Source organism: Pelagibacterium luteolum (genome assembly GCF_900100665.1).
Taxonomy (GTDB): Bacteria; Pseudomonadota; Alphaproteobacteria; order Rhizobiales; family Devosiaceae; genus Pelagibacterium; species Pelagibacterium luteolum.
Genome location: NZ_FNCS01000013.1, coordinates 71,084 through 87,908, shown reverse-complemented (window position 1 = coordinate 87,908; position 16,825 = coordinate 71,084). Strand labels below are relative to the sequence as shown.

The window sequence follows — 16,825 nt, the reverse complement described above, 5'->3', positions numbered from 1 at the left end:
CGGAAACCGTGCTGTTGATCGTCGCCGGACCCACACCGGTCTCATGCTGATGCAGTTGGTAATGCCGTATGTCTTTGGCGGTAGCGCTGTCGGGAGGACGCCCGAGGAAGGCAGCAAAGTTCCGGACGTGCCGCACATAATCCTGCTGCGTATGGGCGCCCAGGCCCCGCATCACCATATCTTGCTGCATGCGTTGACGCAGCGGTGTGATCGGGGCATTGGCCTGATAGGTCGTCATGGTGAGTTCCTCCTGTTGAAAGGAACTCCATGTTCGGACCCCAGCCTCTAGCTGCCCAGAGCCTCAGACGAATCCATCAAGTCTCACCACGCGCGTCCCTCCCGCGAAGCGGGTTCGTGCATGGGGGCGCAAAGCGGTCAAAACACCTGCCCTTGGTGATGACGGCTTTGCGCCCCATTCCCGCCGTTCAAGCTACAATCGCGATTTCCTAGGAGCTGTCCGTCTGCTTACTCAGTTTAGGCGCCGGCAACGGGGATTGCGGAACAGGGGCTTGGGGTGCGTAGCCGAGTGAAAAAGTACTCGCGGCTGGTTATCCGCTTGGCCGCGAGTTCAATTTGTAGAGCCACTTCACGCCTTGGCGTCGGTCATTGATGCACCAAATCCTGCTTGGCTGGATCCACGAGCACGAGTTCGAAGCACCATTACCAATGCGATCACACACATGATGCCGTCGGCCGCTGGAAAGGCAAACCAAAGCGTGTCCGGCCCGGCCAATGCAGCCATCGCTGTGACTAGCAGCGGCGCAAGCAGGAAAGGCTTGATCAATGTAAGCGCTGCCGTCTGCCCGGGCATGCCCACCGCCTGGAAATACAGGGCCAGGACCAGAATGGGACCGGAAAACAGGTAGAGCGTGAACATGGGGCGGAGGATAACGCCGACCTGCGCCACGACTGCCGGGTCCCCAGCGAATGCGCCTCCAATGCTGGTGTTGGTGGCAAGCAAACAGAGTGCGACGGCAAGGCAATAGAAAAAGACCATCCCCAGCGCAAGTCGCAGGGTTGCGTCAGATCGATGATATAGCCCGGCGCCGAAATTGTTTCCAACGATGGACTGCATCGCGAGACCGATTGCCATTTGCGGAAGGAATGCAAAGCTGACGATACGGGTTACAATTCCATAGGCGGCAATTGTATCGGCATATCCCGCCTCGGCGGTCAGCCTCAGGGCGGTGATGACCGTCGCCGAGACCAGAGCGATGCCGAAAAAGCTCAGACAGAGGGGCGCCCCGAGTTTGATTATTGCTCCCCAACCGGAATACCAGCGGTGCCTGCGAAGTGTGGACAATGACAGCAGAGTTTCGCTGCGCTGCCGCAATCCGATCATTAGCGCCAGCCCGCCCCCTTGCGCGATCACCGTGCCCCATGCCGACCCGGCCACGCCCAGATTGAAGGTGACAATCAGGATATAGTTGAGGACGATATTGGCGATCGTCACGCCGATAGAGAGGAGTCCGATCGTTCCGGCACGTCCTTCAACACGCAGAGCATCCGCATGGAGACCGAGCAGGAACTGCAGCGGCGTCCCCAGCACCAGGATCAGGAGATAGAGATGCGCCATGGCTGTGATGTCGTCTTGTGCACCCGCAAGCTGTCCTACGAGGTGTCGCCCTGCTGCGAGATAGATGGCGATGAAGAGCAGGGAGATGAACATTGCCAACCCGTGCGCGCCGGAAAAAGTGGCACCGCCCGCACCTCTATCGGTGGCTCCCAACTGACGGGCCAGCAGGCTCGCCATACCGCCGCCGACCAGCGTTGAAAGCGCGAAAGTAGTCATCACCACGGGAAAGCCAAGGCTCACCGCTGTGAGGGCCTCAGCACCCACATAGTGCCCGAGAAACGCGGCGTCGAAGAGATTCAGCAACCCACCCATCGACATCACAAGGATCATGGGCACGGCGTTTGATAGAAAAAGCCGCCCGATGGGGACGGTCAGGAAACGATTTTCTGTAGCGGGACCGGAAGGCATCGCTCACTCCTCAATTGGAGCATTTCGCGTATGGTGGGGGCCCGCATTGCCCACCGACGAAATGCATCGAGGGTGAGGTATTCGAATGCTTCAGAGCTTCACCGAGACTTTTGTCTGCAGGCGGCAGGTGCCCGATACCTTGAGGGGCGTATAGGGGCAGCTCCGACAATGTGTCAAGCAACTTGCGGCACATGGGTCAGCGCGGGACCTGTGAGTTCGGTAGCGGGCAAATTCCGCTTTCGATAGCCGCGATCACCCTCGGCAATGACCGCAGCGGCGTCGGGAGCCGCCGATCGGCAAGGCGCCCCATTTCGGTCATTCAACGGATTATTGCATCAACGAGAAAACGGACATGGCCTGGATTGTCACCTGATGTGAGAATGCAAAATCAAAAAATCGCAATGGACCAAACTTCAGCATCAGTCACTCCGCAGAAGAGACAAGGCTTCAGGAAAAGAGTGTTGGCGTTCCTCGCCGTGCTATTGGCCCAAGGCGTGCGTACTCGTCATCGGTGAACAAGCGGGAGCGCGTGAGGAACCGCCGCTCGGTGCCATTATCGAGACTGAACATGCCGCCACGACCTGGAATCGCATCGATGATCAACTGGGTATGCTGCCAATATTCGAACTGGCTGGGTGACATGTAGAAGGGAGCGCTGCCGATATCACCCATCTTGACGTCATGGTCGCCGACGATGAATTCGCCTTCAGGATAGCACATCGGCGACGAGCCATCACAACACCCGCCGGACTGATGAAACATAACCGGCCCATGGCGGGCCGTGATGGTGGCGATGAGACTTAAGGCGGCGTCGGTGGCGACGACGCGCGGAACGAGATCAGTCATGGCGGGTTCCTTGCTCGACGATCATTCCAGCGGGAGGTGGCCAGGGAGAGAGTGGGGTTAGGGCTCTTCCCGCCGGAATGATTTCTGGCGCCCGGAGCTCTCCCCGGGCGCCCGCTCAGGGAGGAGCGGCTTAGAAGAAGCCCAGCTTCTTGGGCGAGTAGCTCACCAGCATGTTCTTGGTCTGCTGGTAGTGGTCAAGCATCATGCGGTGGTTTTCGCGTCCGATGCCGCTCTGCTTGTAACCACCAAAGGCGGCATGGGCAGGATAGGCGTGATAGCAATTGGTCCATACGCGCCCCGCCTGGATGCCTCGGCCGAAGCGATAGGCCCGGTTGGCATCACGCGTCCACACGCCGGCGCCCAGGCCATAAAGCGTGTCATTGGCGATCTCGAGGGCTTCGGCATCGGTCTTGAAGGTCGTCACCGAGACCACCGGGCCAAAGATTTCCTCCTGGAAAATGCGCATCTTGTTGTTGCCAGCAAACACCGTCGGCTTGACGTAGTAACCACCCGCCAACTCGCCACCCAGATTGTTGCGCTCGCCGCCAGTCAGCACCGTGGCGCCTTCCTGCCGGCCGATATCGAGATAGGAGAGAATTTTCTCGAGTTGCTCGGACGAGGCCTGGGCCCCGATCATCGTGCTCATCTCGAAGGGAGAACCCTGCTTGATGGCTTCCACCCGCTTGATCGCCCGTTCCATGAAGCGGTCATAGACGCTTTCCTGGATCAGGGCGCGGCTCGGGCAGGTACACACCTCGCCCTGATTGAGCGCGAACATGGCAAAGCCCTCGAGCGCCTTGTCGAAGAAATCATCGTCTTCGGCCAATACGTCGGCAAAGAAGATGTTCGGCGATTTGCCACCCAGTTCCAGCGTCACCGGGATCAGGTTCTGGCTGGCATATTGCATGATCAGCCGGCCCGTCGTGGTCTCGCCGGTAAAGGCGATCTTGGCGATGCGGTTCGAGCTGGCCAGCGGCTTGCCGGCTTCAAGGCCAAAGCCGTTGACGATATTGACCACGCCGGGCGGCAGGATGTCTTCGATCAATTCCATGAGAAAGAGGATTGATGCCGGCGTCTGCTCGGCAGGCTTGAGCACCACGGCATTGCCTGCCGCTAGCGCGGGCGCCAGTTTCCAGACCGCCATCAGGATAGGGAAGTTCCACGGAATGATCTGCCCCACGACGCCGAGGGGCTCGTGGAAATGATAAGCCACCGTGTCATGGTCAAGTTCGGAAATGCCGCCCTCCTGGGCGCGGATGGCACCGGCGAAATAGCGGAAGTGGTCGATCGCCAGCGGAATATCGGCAGCAGTCGTCTCACGAATTGGCTTGCCATTGTCCCAGGTCTCGGCCAGCGCGATCTCGTCGAGATGTTCTTCCATGCGATCGGCAATCTTGTTGAGCATCACCGCGCGCTGCGCCACCGAGGTTTGGCCCCAGCCCGGCGCGGCCTTATGGGCCGCATCCAGCGCCCGCTCGACATCCGCCGCCTTGGAGCGCGCGACTTCGCAAATCACCTGCCCAGTGACTGGCGAGGTGTTCTCGAAGGTCTCGCCGTCGAGCGCGTCCACCCACTGCCCGCCGATATAATTGCCGTATTTCGCCTTGTACGGAGACTTGGTCCGCTGGCCGACGAATTCAGGTTTATTCATGGCATCCTCCCTTGTTCTTGGATGCCACCGTCATTGCAACCGGCGTGCCAGATGATATCAACCTGTTGAAGCTGTTAGGGAATTCTTGTGGCACCAAGCAGGGGTGGACGCGGTGCGAATTCGGATGCAACACTTTGCAACAACCAGACGCGATGGCCGATGCAACACCTGTTGCAAACTGCCACAACTGGTAGGGAGAGAGCCATGCAACAGGCGTCCGATGCTGCCTTGGTAGCCGCGCGCGAGCGTTTCTTTTCTGGGCACGATCTACCTGAGGGCCTGGTGCCTGCGCCCATATTGCGGTCCTGGCAGCGCTGCGCACAACAGGGCCTCGATGCCTCGGCGGTCATTCATGCCGAACCGGTCACCGCACCCGAGCTTCGCGCCTTGCATGAGCAGAACGAGACCTTACGCCTCCTCTCGCGCTCTGAACTGGTGTCGCTGCGCACCGAAGCGCGGCTTACCGACAGTGTCGTCATCCTCACCGATGCCAAGGGCCTCGTGCTCGATACCACGGGAAGCCCCGAATTCGCCGGCCGCGCCGCCGAAGTGGCGCTCCGCCCCGGCGTCACCTGGTCCGAAACTGCCACTGGCACCAATGCCATCGGCACGGCTCTCGCCGAACGTCGCGCCATCGAGGTGCATGGGGGAGAACACTTCTTCGAACTACATGGTATCCTGCATTGCGCCGCATCGCCCATTTTCGACCCTTTCGGGAAGCTCGCTGGCGTGCTCGATCTCTCCGGCCATGCCTCGGCTGAGCACACCCATGCCATGGGCCTGGTGCGCCTCGCCGTCGAGCAGATCGAACATCGCTTCTTCGCCCGCGGCTTCGATGACATGACCGTGGTGCGCTTCCACCGTGCCGCTGATCTCCTGGGCACCGCCCGCGAAGGCATTCTGGTCTTTGATGGCGGGCGTTTGATCGCCGGCAATCGTCGCGCGCTCCATCTCGTCGGGCTCGACCGCAAGGCGCTGCGCCAGTCCACCGCCGAGGAAATCTTTGAAACCGCGGCGCTCGCCACACAGCGCGGCGAACTGCGCGCCCGCAATGGCGAGCGCTTCTTTGCCGCCGTGTCCGAGCCGCGCAAGTCGCCGCTGCGCGTCACCGGCACCCTGCCGCGCGTCGCCAAGTCGGGCGAGCCAGCGCCTTTTCTCACTCCCGAAACCCGCGCCGATCTCGCCAAGGCCATCCGCCTGGTCAATGCCGAAATCCCCCTGCTCATCGCTGGGGAAACCGGTGCCGGCAAGGAAGTCTTCGCCCGCTACCTGCATGGCCTCACCCAGCGCGCCGGCAAGCCCTTTGTCGCCATCAACTGTGCTGCACTGCCCGAGAGCCTGATCGAATCCGAACTCTTCGGCTACCAGCCCGGCGCCTTCACCGGCGCCCGCAAGCAGGGCGCCATTGGCCTGGTGCAACAAGCCGAGGGCGGCATTCTCTTCCTCGATGAAATCGGCGACATGCCGCTCTTGCTGCAGTCGCGCCTCCTGCGCGTCTTGCAGGACAAGGAAGTCGTGCCACTGGGCGGCGGCACCGCGCAGAAGGCTGATTTCGTGCCCGTTTGCGCCACCAATCGCGATCTCAAGGCCATGGTCGAGGCAGGCACCTTCCGCGCCGATCTCTACTACCGCATCGCCCAGTTCACCATCCGCCTGCCGGCCCTGTGTGATTTCCCCGATCGCGCCACTGTCGTCTCGAGCCTCTGGTCCCAGCTCGCGACGGGCCATCCGCCGCTGCCCGCCCCGGTGCTTGCCCGCCTCGCCGCCCAGCCATGGCCAGGCAATTTCCGCGAACTGACCGGGACGCTGCGCGCCCTATCAGCGCTGTGTGAACCAGAACAGCCCATCACTTTGGCCGATCTACCCCAGTTCACCGAACAGGTCACCGCGGCACCTCTGCTGTTCCAGAACGATTTGGGCAGTCTCACCGAAGCCGCAATGCGTCGCGCGGTGGACCAGAATAACGGCAATCTTTCCGCCGCTGCGCGCGCTCTCGGCATCGACCGCTCGACCCTCTACCGACGGCTGGTCTGGAAATAGTTGGAAGAGGCTGATTGAACAGCTGCGTTGGCTCGTGGCTTTGCCAGTATGGGCGCCGCAGTAGACCCGTATTGGCTTTCATTTGACACTCATGAGTGACAACGCGAGGGCCAGCGAATGGCAGTTAATCCACTAGGTCGGCCCGAAAGCCGACAGGCTACAAACGGCCCCGAGGCGGTCGGCCTAGAAAGCGTCGTTGTCTCGGTTGTCCACGAGCAGGTCACGAGCTTTCTTCCCTAAAACCGCAGCTGCAATAATGGTCATACGATCGCCTAGGTTCTGGTCGCAATGCAGATGATGTGGAGGGCTCCCCCCGCGCGCACCCGAACCTCTTCGATCTTAAGCCCGCCTTGCTTAAGGCGTTCGAAGAATCGGTAACCGGGTCTTGCCGACCAGATGGCCACATGTCCACCGGCTGTCAGCGCTGTTTTGTACGCGGCGAGGCCGCGGGCATCGTAGAGCCGGTCGTTGGCCGGCCGGGACAGGCCATCCGGACCATTGTCGACATCGAGCAGGATTGCATCGAACGGCCCGTCCCGCCCGATCAGCTCGGTTACGTCACGTTGCTCTAGACGAACGCGCGGATCAGAGAAACTTTTTCCGTGGACGGGGGCCAGAAGGCCTCCCGCCCATGCAATAACGGCGGGCACCAGTTCGGCAACGATCAACTCGGCCTCGGCGCCAAAGTGTGCGAGTGCCGCGCGCACCGTTAAACCCATTCCGAGCCCGCCGATGAGCACCCGGGCCTTGGCGCGCTTGCCAATGCGTTCGGCGGACAGCGTGGCCAGCCGTTCTTCTGATTTGCCCCGGCGACTGTTCATCAGTTCCGTGGCGCCGCGCATTATCGAAAACTCATGGCCGCGCTGCATGAGCTTGAGTTCACCGCCATCGGGAACGATAGCTCGATCTACCTCGATACAGGGCAGCATGTGTCACTCCGTCGGCGCAACAACGCGGTTTACATATAGCATGAGTGACGTGTTGTCTCTCGAACGCCGCACGGTTGGCAACTTATGGGTCGTCGGCTCGGCGGCCAGGCCCGTCGCCGAACCTCAGAACACGCAACGGCAACGCAATCTGTGGGCTAAAAATACATTAAAATCAGAAAGATAGTCTTTCACGATGAAGAGATTGGCGGCGTCGCGCGGCCCGCGGTTGACGGCGGCACTTGTTTCACGTATTCACTGTATACAGAAAATACATTGCATGCAGAGGAGCCGGCTGTGAAAGCCATTGCCGCAGCAGATTCGCTGGAAGAACACGCTTACAAGGCGATCCGAGAAATGATTCTTTCCGGAGAACTAAAGGCGGGACAGAAGCTCGTCCAGGAAGACCTAGCCGCCCGGCTCGGGCTTAGCCGGACGCCTTTGCGCAGCGCCATAGCCAATCTTGAGCGCGATAATTTCGTCGCTCTTGGATCGCGAGGAGAGGCCGTCGTTGCCGAGTTCGGGCCAACCCAGATCGCGGCTGTTTTCGAAATTCGGGCGGTGCTGGAAGGTCTAACCTGCCGTTTGCTGGCCCCCTCGATCGAGCGTAAGCATACCGTCTATCTGAGGTCCTTGATGACGGCGGTCACCGATACGCTCGAGACTGGTGATTTTGCGGAATACCGGCAAGCGGATATCGAATTCCACTCGTACCTCACCAAGCTCATGGAGGGTAGCTTCCACACCCGCATGCTGGAGTCCCTTCAGGTGATAATGGGGATGAGTCTGGCGCAGGGGCTGCTCAGAACGCCTCATGAAACTCTGCCCGAGCACCTTGCGATCATCGATGCGCTGGAAGCGCATGACGCAGATGCGGCGGAGCGCGCCATGATCGTCCACATCCGCAAAACGATTTCCCTGATCGAAAGTCAGGGCTGACGGCTGGTGGCGTGGTGCCGCCGGCAAGGGAGGGATCGACCGCTTCGCGGTCACAGATCCGGTCAAATGGAGGAAACTTATGGACAAGATGCTTAAACTTGATCGAGCGCGATCTGACCTCATGCGGTCAGTCGCACGGGGATCGCTCGTGGCGATAACCAGCGCCGGTGTTACGCTTTCCAGCATCGCGCCCGCGCTGGCTCAGGACAATTCCATCGAGTTCTGGACCCAGTCCTATGGCGATGCGCTCCAATGGAACGCAACGATACGCGATCTTGCCGCGGAGTTTGAGGCCGAGACGGGAATCTCTGTCCAGCACGAAACCATAAACTGGTCTGTGGCCTTCGACACCTGGTTGACAGTGTCCCGTGGAGGCGCCGCGCCCGATTGCGCAGATATGTACTGGCTGCACTCGTTCTCGGCCATTGGTGGCGATCAGTACGGTCCTATGCCCATCAACGAGTACCGCGACCAATGGGAAAACCTCGATGAGAATTTCTTCGAAGGCAGCCTCCAGGATGTGACATGGCAGGGCGACTTCTACGGCATCCCCTGGCGCGGTGACATCCGGTCGTTCATTTACCGGACGGATGCGTTTGCGGAGGCGGGCATCGAAGGTCCGCCCGAGACCTGGGACGAGATTGTCGACATCGCGACGGAGCTTACCGAGCGCGATGAGAACGGCAATGTCACGCGCTGGGGATATGCCTACGGGACGGCGACCAATTCCGTCTCATGGCTGCTGCCCTACTATTGGCAGGCTGGCGGAGACTTCATGACCGAGGACGGTCGGACTGCCACGATCGACAACGAAGCCATGCGCACTGCGTTGACGTTCATGCGGGACTTGATGTGGGAACATGAAGTGGTCGACCCCGACAGCATGGAAGCCAACTATGACCCGCAGCCAGGCTTTCTGGCCGGCGATATCGCGATGATCAACAGCGCAGAGCAGTCCTGGGGCGTTGAGCTCGATCGCGACTATCCTCAGCTCGAAGGTCAGTGGGCTATGTCTTTGACTCCCGAAGGGCCGGAAAATCGCGATAGCTTCAGCGGCGGCGGGTATCTGGGCGTTCTGCGCGGCACCGACAAGGTCGAGCAGTGCGTGGAGTGGATGGAATTCCTTTCTCAAGAAGACAACATGGCGACGCTCAGCCGCGTTAGCGGCAATGTCAGCACACGCCGGGACGTCATGGACTCCGAATTCTGGAACGACCGGCCCTGGAAGGTCGTGGTTGGTGAAGCGCTCGAGTATGCGCGCACCTCCCAGCATCCTGCTCCGGCATGGAGCGCGATTGCGGCGCCTGAGCCCGGCGCGGTTCTCTATGACATGATGTATGACGCGGTGGTGCGTCAGCAGGATCTCGATGAGGTTATTTCACGGGCCCAAGAGCGCATGCAGGCCGAGCTCGATCGATCGAACGTGCAGTAAAAACCTCCCGGCCGGGCGGCTCTCCCCAGCACTGCCGTCCGGCACCTCTCCCAAGGAGATCACGCGTGGAACGCGATAAGCTGATATTTTGCTATGTGATGGTGGCGCCGGCCCTGATCCTTACGGTGGGGCTCGGCATCTATCCGATGTTGGCGTCCATGGTCATGAGCTTCCAGCTATATGATCTGCTGCAGATCAATGCCGTTGGGACACCTTTCGTCGGGTTCGAGAACTACATAGCGGTTTTCCAGGATCCGAGGTTTGTCCAGACCATCGTCAATACGGTGTTGTTCACGATCATCGCAGTCGTCGTCTCGATCGCCATGGGCTTGTTCCTGTCCCAGGTGATCAATGCCAATTTCAAGGGGCGCGCGGTGCTGCGAACCCTCGTGTTCGTGCCCTGGTTTGTTCCGCCCGTCGTGGCGTCGGCCATCTGGATGTGGCTGTTGCAGACCGAGCGTAGTCCGATCAACCATGCGCTTCAGTCCATGGGGCTGATCGATACCGACATTCGCTTTCTCACAGACCCCTCGACCTTCGGGCCGTTTTCGATCCCGATGATGGCGGTGGCCGCGGTGCGCGTTTGGAACGGGTTGCCGGTCATCATCATCTTCCTGCTCGCCGGGCTGCAGTCGATACCCAAGGGTCTCTATGAGGCTGCTGAAATAGACGGAGCTTCGATCATGCAGAAGTTCTGGTTCGTGACCTTACCGATGCTGCGCCCGGTCATGTCGGTGCTGTTGGCGTTGCTCGTCATGAACGGGCTCGGGCAGTTCGAAATCAATTACATCATGACCCGTGGTGGGCCCCAGAATCTTACCAACATCATGGCGGTCTATTCCTATCAGCAGGCCTTCATGTTTTTCCGCTTCGACTATGCCGCCGCGGCGAGTGGCGTCATCCTACTTATGACCAGCGTGGTGTGCATCTTCTACGTCCGCGCTCAATCCAAGGACACTTTGCGATGACCAGAGCGCTCGAAAATGGCGCAATAGCCGATCCGGCGCGCGCCAAAACAGGCTTTCGCAACAACGATCCTATTACCCGTTTTGTGGTTGTCCTGGTCATGGGGCTGATGCTTGTCTACATCCTCCTGCCTGTCTTCTGGATGATCAAAAGCTCGTTCCAGACCAGTCTCGAGGTCCAGGCCATCCCCCCGATCTGGCTGCCGGAAACCTGGTCGCTCGATGCCTATTTCGACGCCGGCCTTCTCATTCCGCTGTGGCGGTACATGTTCAATTCCATCGTGGTTTCGGTGGTCTCGGCCGTGATAACCACTGCAATTGCGGCAACCGGAGCCTATGTTCTGGCGCGCTACAGATTTCCTGGCGCGATGCTGATCTTGGGGATGATCCTTGCCACCCAGCTCATTCCGGCGATCACCCGTGTCTTTCCAGTATACTTCCTGGTTCAGGATCTTCAGCTTCTTAATACTTACGCCGGCCTGATCCTGGCTTATGTGGGGTTTTCCCTGCCCTTCGCCATCCTTCTGCTGCGTGGGTATTTCCAAACGAGCAGTCCCCCTGAACTCGAAGAAGCGGCGATGATCGATGGGTGCACACATTTCGGGGCGTTCTGGCGCGTGATCTTACCGATCTCGCTGCCCGGTCTGGCTGCAGTCACAATCTTTAGCTTTCTCAATTCCTGGAATGACTTTCTCTGGGCCAGCCTGCTCCTGAGTTCGGGCGCAATGAAAACGGTGCAGGTCGGCATTGGCGATTTCGCGAGTGAGGGAGGCGGCGTGCAATATATCAACGCCTTCATGGCGGCTTGCGTCATCGCCACCATACCCGCGCTTATCCTGTTCTTCTTCGTCCAGCGTTGGCTGGTCAGTGGACTGACGGCCGGTGCCGTAAAAGGTTAGCTAAATCAAACAACTAACGCTTTGCCGACGATGCCAATGGCGCCGGCGGAGCAAGAGAGGAGCGCCATTTTTTGCTGGCGCCCACAACATGAGGACACGAAAATGGCAATCCGCAATTCCATCCTTTTGGGCACTCTGGGACGCTACGCCGACCGCTTCCACCAATTTCAAAAGCCACGCAGCCTTGCCGAGCGGCTCGATTTGGCAACGACCATCCCGCGCACCCATGGGGTGGAGCCGGTCTATCCGCAGGATCTGGGCTACCAGGGGGAACATGTCGATCTGGTCAAAGCCAGCGGCCTTGCGGTGTCGGCGGTCAATGTCAACGTCAAGAGCGAGGACAAATTCCGCGCAGGCTCGTTTACCAATCCCGACGCCGGTGTGCGCCGGGAGGCCACCCAATATCTTAAGACGGCAATGGATCTCGCAAGCGATCTGGGCGCGGATATGATCACTGTGTGCCCGTTGATCGACGGGTGGGACTATGCATTCCAGGTTGATTTCAGGAGCCAGTGGCGCTGGCTGGTCGAAGCGTTTTCCGAGGCGAGTGCCTATCGCAGCGACGTTAAGATCAGCATCGAGTACAAGGCTTATGAATCGCGCAACCGGATCATTCTGCCCTCGATGGGCCGTACGCTTCACTTCTGTAATACGGTCGGAGCGGATACGCTTGGCGTAACCATCGATGTGGGGCATGCCTTGATAGCGGGTGAAACGCCGGCTGCTGAAATATGCCTCGCTCACGATGCAGGACGGCTCTTCTATATTCACTTCAATGACAATAACCGCGGCGCGGACTGGGACATGCTGCCCGCATCGGTCAATTTCTGGGAAACGCTTGAGGCGCTCTTTTACATGCGCGAGCTCGGCTGGGACGGTTGGGTGGCCTATGACGTCTTCACCCGTCACGGCGCCGATGACGAGGCGATAGCGTCGACTTTCCAGATCATGGAAGATCTCGACAAGATCATCGATCGCATCGGCATGGACCAGATCAGGGCGTTGCGGACCGATGGGACCCCGGCCCGAACCTTTGCCGCGCTCACCCGCGCGCTGGTCTGAGGGCACGATCATGCAACTGGGTATCGGCAGTTACAGCTATCGCTGGGCAATGGGGTTCAAGGATGTGCGCCCTGACAGGCCCATGACACCGGCGGATCTTGTGCGTAAAGCCCGAGCGCTCGATCTTGATCTCGTGCAGCTGGCCGACAATGTGGGCCTCCACACCGCAGACACGGCCATAGTATCTGAATTGGCAAACACGGCGCGCACGTTGAATGTCGAGGTGGAACTGGGTCTCAACGGCTTGCGGGCTGAGACTCTGGAGCCCTATTTCAAGCTCGCCGAAACTCTGGATGCCCGCATTCTGCGCGTTGCGCCGGACGCGACCGACGCGGAGCGACCGACCGAAGAGATCGTAAGCAGCCTTCGGGACGCGCTACCGCGCCTTGAGGTGGGTAACATCGTTCTCGCCATCGAGAACCACTTCCATTTCCCTTCTCCTCACCTCAAGACCATCCTTGATGCTGTGGATCATCCTCGGGTCGGAGTGTGCCTCGATGTGGCCAATTCGATTGCCATTGGAGAGTGGCCGGCCGACACGATCGCGATGCTGGCGCCTTTTGCCGTCAACCTTCACCTCAAGGACTATGTGATCGCCATTGATCCTTACGGCGTGGGTATGGCGGTTACCGGTACGCCTCTTGGCAAGGGATTTTTAGACATTGCCTCTGTCTTTGATGCGCTCGAGCGGGAAGGCCGCGACGTGAACGTCCTACTCGAGCATTGGCTACCGCGAGCGGAATCCCACTCCCAAACCACTGCCAATGAGGACGAATGGCTAGAGCAGAGCATCACTGCTGCCAGGCCCTTTATTACTGCTTTTCAAAACACGCGAAACGGAGGATAGACTATGACAAAGATTTCTATAGACGGAGAGAAATTCCTGGTCGACGGCCGGCCGATATATGAGGGCCGCACCTACAAGGGAAACCCAGTCGAAGGCTTGCTGTTCAATACGCGGATGGTCCAGGCGATTTTTGACGATGAGAACCCCGAGACTGCTGAGAACTGGGCGTATCCCGATACCGGAAAATGGGACGCCGACAGAAATGTCGACGAGTTCATCGCTGCACTCCCCACCTATCTGGCCCATGGTGTGAAGGCCTTTACCCTCAATCTGCAAGGGGGCATGCCCATCACCGGCACGGAAAGGGTTCAACCCTGGCTCAATACCGCAATCGACCCCAAGGGTAATCTCAAGCCCAAGCATATGGCGCGCCTTCACAAAGTACTCGCTGCCGCCGATGCGCTGGGTATGGTCGCCATCGTGGGATATTATTATTTTGGTCAGGACCAGTATCTCGATGACGACGATGCCATTCGCGCAGGCGTCGTCAACGCAACCCGTTGGCTGCTCGAGACCGGGTTCGAAAACATCCTGGTCGAAATCAACAACGAATGTGACATCCCCCACTACGATCATGATCTGCTCATGCCGGGCCGGGTCCACGAGCTCGTCGAGCTTGCACGGTCGATCGAGATCGATGGCCGCAAACTGCCGATCGCAACGAGCTTTAGCGGCGGCTTCTTTCACAGCGACATCGCCAAGGGCGTTCCGACCGAGGCGGTCATCGAGGCGTCCGACTTCATCATCGTTCATTCCAACAAATGGAACGAGGAACAGACCCGTGAGGTGGTGCGCGCAGTGCGTGCCAAACCCGCCTTCCAACGCCGCCCCATGCCGATTGTGATCAATGAAGACTCGGTGAGCGCGGAGAACATGTTTGCCGCCGTCGAGGTATATGCGCCTTGGGGATATTACGATCAGGGCAAGAACAACTACCGTGACGGTTACCAGTCTCCGCCGGTCAATTGGGGCATCTCGACCCCGGAAAAAGAACGCTTCTTCAAGGGCGTTGCGGAAATCACCGGCACCAAGGTCGCCAGCTAAACGCTGGAGGAGGATACCCCAATGGCACCGATTACGGTATCAAACGTCAAGAAGTCCTATGGCAGCGTTCCCGTCATTCACGGCGTTTCGCTGGAAATCGAGGATGGCGAATTCGTCATCCTCGTGGGACCCTCCGGCTGCGGAAAATCCACATTACTGCGCATGATCGCCGGCCTGGAATCGATCACTGGCGGCGAAGTCACGATTGACGCAAAAGTCGTCAACGATCTGCCGCCGCGGGAGCGCGACATTGCCATGGTCTTTCAATCCTATGCGCTCTATCCGCACATGACCGTGGCTGAGAACATGGGATTTTCTCTCAAGCTGTCGCGTCACAGCAAAGCCGAGATTGCCCAGAAGGTGCAGATGGCGGCGGAGATTCTCGATCTCGAACCGCTGCTGGACCGCCGTCCCGCCCAACTCTCGGGTGGGCAACGCCAGCGCGTAGCCATGGGACGATCCATAGTGCGAGATCCGAAGGTCTTCCTGTTCGATGAACCCTTGTCCAATCTCGATGCCAAATTGCGCGTCCAGATGCGCAGTGAGATCAAGGAGCTTCATCAGCGGCTCAAAACGACTATCGTCTACGTGACCCATGATCAGGTGGAAGCCATGACTATGGCCGACCGTATCGTGGTAATGAATTCCGGTCATATCGAGCAAATTGGGACGCCGATGGATCTTTATGACAGCCCTGAGAGCCTGTTCGTCGCAGGCTTTATCGGATCGCCGGCCATGAATTTTCTTACTGGCGGCATTCAGCGTGGACCGAACGGAGACAGCTTTGTCTCAGAGGCAGGGACAACGATACCCTTCGCCTTTGCAACCGCTCTCCCCGATGCATCGATTGTGCTGGGTATTCGCCCGGAAAATCTCGCTCTTGGCGAAATGGGGCCGGTTGTGCTCGATGGTGTGATCTCGGTGGTCGAACCCACTGGTGCAGATACGCTGGTCTCTGTCCATGTGGGCAGCGATACCCTGCTCATGCTCATCCGGGAGCGAGTCAATCTCAAATCGGGGGATAAGATCAAGCTTTCGGCGGACCCTTCGACGTTCCATGTGTTTGGGGCCGATGACGGTAAGAGGTTGCCCAAGCAATGACTGCAGCCACGCCGTCGATGGGGCAGCGCGCGGGGATCATGATTTCCAATGGCTGGCTGTCGGCGCGCATTCTGCCGTTCGGTGCAAGCCTAGCGGACTTGCGGATTGCCGGCCACGATGCCCCTCTGGTGCTGGGATATGAAGACGTGGATACCTATGCCTCCCATGGACAGTATTTCGGCGCCGTTATCGGGCGCTATGCCAACAGGATCGCCGACGGACACTGTATGGTTGGGGACGACCAGCTTTCGCTCGAGCGAAACGATGGAAGGAACCATCTTCATGGCGGCCCGGACGGCTTTGCCACGCAAGACTGGCAGGTTCTCTCCGTCGAGCCGAGCGCGGTAAGGCTTGGGCTTGTCGAAGAGGATGGCCATGGCGGCTACCCTGGTACCCTCCAAGCCACAGTAACCTATTCTCTGGTGGGTAATGGCACGCTGTGCCTTGAGTTCGAGGCCACAAGCGATCGCGCGACGCCGTTAAACATGACCCATCATCCGTATTTCAATTTTGCCGGACACGGGGTGATTGACGCGCATACGCTGACGATAAACTCAGATAGTTATTTGCCCTCGCGGCCGGATCTGATTCCGACTGGTGACATCGCCGGCGTGGACAATACCCCATTTGATTTCCGCGTGCCCCGACCGATCCACGCACAGGGCGCGAAAATAATATCCTATAACAACACCTTTTGCCGTCCCACCTCGGCCGTGGGTTTGTGGCACGCGGCAAGTTTGGTTCACGGTCGGATTGCGATGTCCCTTCATACAGATCAACCCGGGATCCACTTCTATAACGGATACAAGATCAGCGATGCTCGCCCCGGGCTCGGCGGGCAGCGCTATCAGCCCCGCAGCGCTGTTTGTCTTGAAGCCCAGGCCTGGCCAGATGCCCCGAACAATTCTCATTTTCCCTCAACGCTTCTTTCTCCCGGAGAGCGCTACCATCGCCGTATCGAGTACAGGTTCTCACTCCATTGAGGTGACTTGTCCGAGCTGCGAAGGGTCTTGGGCTGACACTCCGACCCAATCGCTGCACGAGGGAGCATTTTTGAGCGCCTCGTGATCCGCATCAAAGAGAATTAGC

The 16,825-nt window shown here is 59.1% G+C and carries 15 protein-coding genes; 10 read left to right on the top strand and 5 right to left on the bottom strand.

Annotated features, from left to right (window positions below; translation table 11 throughout):
* From BLR31_RS16420 to adh, 4 genes are all read right to left on the bottom strand, one after another.
* Positions 1-238 (bottom strand): phage integrase N-terminal SAM-like domain-containing protein (locus BLR31_RS16420; RefSeq protein ID WP_176762691.1); only part of this gene is annotated, 238 nt, incomplete at its 3' end.
* A 348-nt stretch (positions 239-586) separates the two neighbouring features.
* Positions 587-1,984: an MATE family efflux transporter gene (locus tag BLR31_RS16415; RefSeq protein WP_090597857.1), complete on the bottom strand. Its 1,398-nt coding sequence runs from the start codon at positions 1,982-1,984 to the stop codon at positions 587-589.
* Between the two features lie 447 nt (positions 1,985-2,431).
* The gene (locus tag BLR31_RS16410; protein ID WP_090597856.1) at positions 2,432-2,830 is read right to left on the bottom strand and encodes a DUF779 domain-containing protein; all 399 of its coding nucleotides are present in this window, start codon (positions 2,828-2,830) and stop codon (positions 2,432-2,434) included.
* 130 nt (positions 2,831-2,960) lie between these two features.
* Complete coding sequence (adh, locus tag BLR31_RS16405; RefSeq protein ID WP_090597854.1) at positions 2,961-4,481, bottom strand: aldehyde dehydrogenase; 1,521 nt, start codon at positions 4,479-4,481, stop codon at positions 2,961-2,963.
* A gap of 204 nt (positions 4,482-4,685) precedes the next feature.
* Between adh and BLR31_RS16400 the strand changes: the two genes are divergently transcribed.
* Positions 4,686-6,521, top strand: coding sequence for a sigma-54-dependent Fis family transcriptional regulator (locus BLR31_RS16400; RefSeq protein ID WP_090597852.1), 1,836 nt, complete (start codon positions 4,686-4,688; stop codon positions 6,519-6,521).
* A gap of 272 nt (positions 6,522-6,793) precedes the next feature.
* On the opposite strand, the gene BLR31_RS16395 is transcribed toward BLR31_RS16400, so the two are convergent.
* Positions 6,794-7,450 (bottom strand): spermidine synthase family protein, encoded by a 657-nt coding sequence (locus BLR31_RS16395; RefSeq protein ID WP_090597850.1) that lies wholly within the window; start codon positions 7,448-7,450, stop codon positions 6,794-6,796.
* A gap of 294 nt (positions 7,451-7,744) precedes the next feature.
* On the opposite strand from BLR31_RS16395, the gene BLR31_RS16390 reads away from it, so the two are divergent.
* The 9 genes from BLR31_RS16390 (at position 7,745) to BLR31_RS16350 (ending at position 16,719) form a co-directional block, all read left to right on the top strand.
* Positions 7,745-8,386 (top strand): GntR family transcriptional regulator, encoded by a 642-nt coding sequence (locus tag BLR31_RS16390; protein WP_090597848.1) that lies wholly within the window; start codon positions 7,745-7,747, stop codon positions 8,384-8,386.
* A 79-nt stretch (positions 8,387-8,465) separates the two neighbouring features.
* The gene (locus BLR31_RS16385) at positions 8,466-9,818 is read left to right on the top strand and encodes an extracellular solute-binding protein (RefSeq protein WP_210183945.1); all 1,353 of its coding nucleotides are present in this window, start codon (positions 8,466-8,468) and stop codon (positions 9,816-9,818) included.
* A 65-nt stretch (positions 9,819-9,883) separates the two neighbouring features.
* Positions 9,884-10,786: a carbohydrate ABC transporter permease gene (locus BLR31_RS16380; RefSeq protein ID WP_210183944.1), complete on the top strand. Its 903-nt coding sequence runs from the start codon at positions 9,884-9,886 to the stop codon at positions 10,784-10,786.
* Positions 10,783-11,682, top strand: coding sequence for a carbohydrate ABC transporter permease (locus BLR31_RS16375; RefSeq protein WP_090597845.1), 900 nt, complete (start codon positions 10,783-10,785; stop codon positions 11,680-11,682). The genes BLR31_RS16380 and BLR31_RS16375 overlap by 4 nt, the downstream gene beginning before the upstream one ends.
* Before the next feature lie 102 nt (positions 11,683-11,784).
* The gene (locus BLR31_RS16370; protein ID WP_090597843.1) at positions 11,785-12,744 is read left to right on the top strand and encodes a sugar phosphate isomerase/epimerase family protein; all 960 of its coding nucleotides are present in this window, start codon (positions 11,785-11,787) and stop codon (positions 12,742-12,744) included.
* Positions 12,745-12,754: 10 nt separating this feature from the next.
* Positions 12,755-13,591, top strand: a complete 837-nt coding sequence (locus BLR31_RS16365; RefSeq protein WP_176762714.1) for a sugar phosphate isomerase/epimerase family protein — start codon at positions 12,755-12,757, stop codon at positions 13,589-13,591.
* A gap of 3 nt (positions 13,592-13,594) precedes the next feature.
* Positions 13,595-14,635 carry a hypothetical protein gene (locus BLR31_RS16360; RefSeq protein ID WP_090597840.1) on the top strand — a complete coding sequence of 347 codons (1,041 nt, stop codon included), beginning with the start codon at positions 13,595-13,597 and terminating at the stop codon, positions 14,633-14,635.
* Between the two features lie 21 nt (positions 14,636-14,656).
* Complete coding sequence (locus BLR31_RS16355) at positions 14,657-15,736, top strand: ABC transporter ATP-binding protein (RefSeq protein WP_090597838.1); 1,080 nt, start codon at positions 14,657-14,659, stop codon at positions 15,734-15,736.
* Positions 15,733-16,719, top strand: a complete 987-nt coding sequence (locus BLR31_RS16350; protein WP_090597837.1) for an aldose epimerase family protein — start codon at positions 15,733-15,735, stop codon at positions 16,717-16,719. Before BLR31_RS16355 ends, BLR31_RS16350 begins: the two co-directional genes overlap by 4 nt.
* The last annotated feature ends 106 nt before the right edge of the window (positions 16,720-16,825 follow it).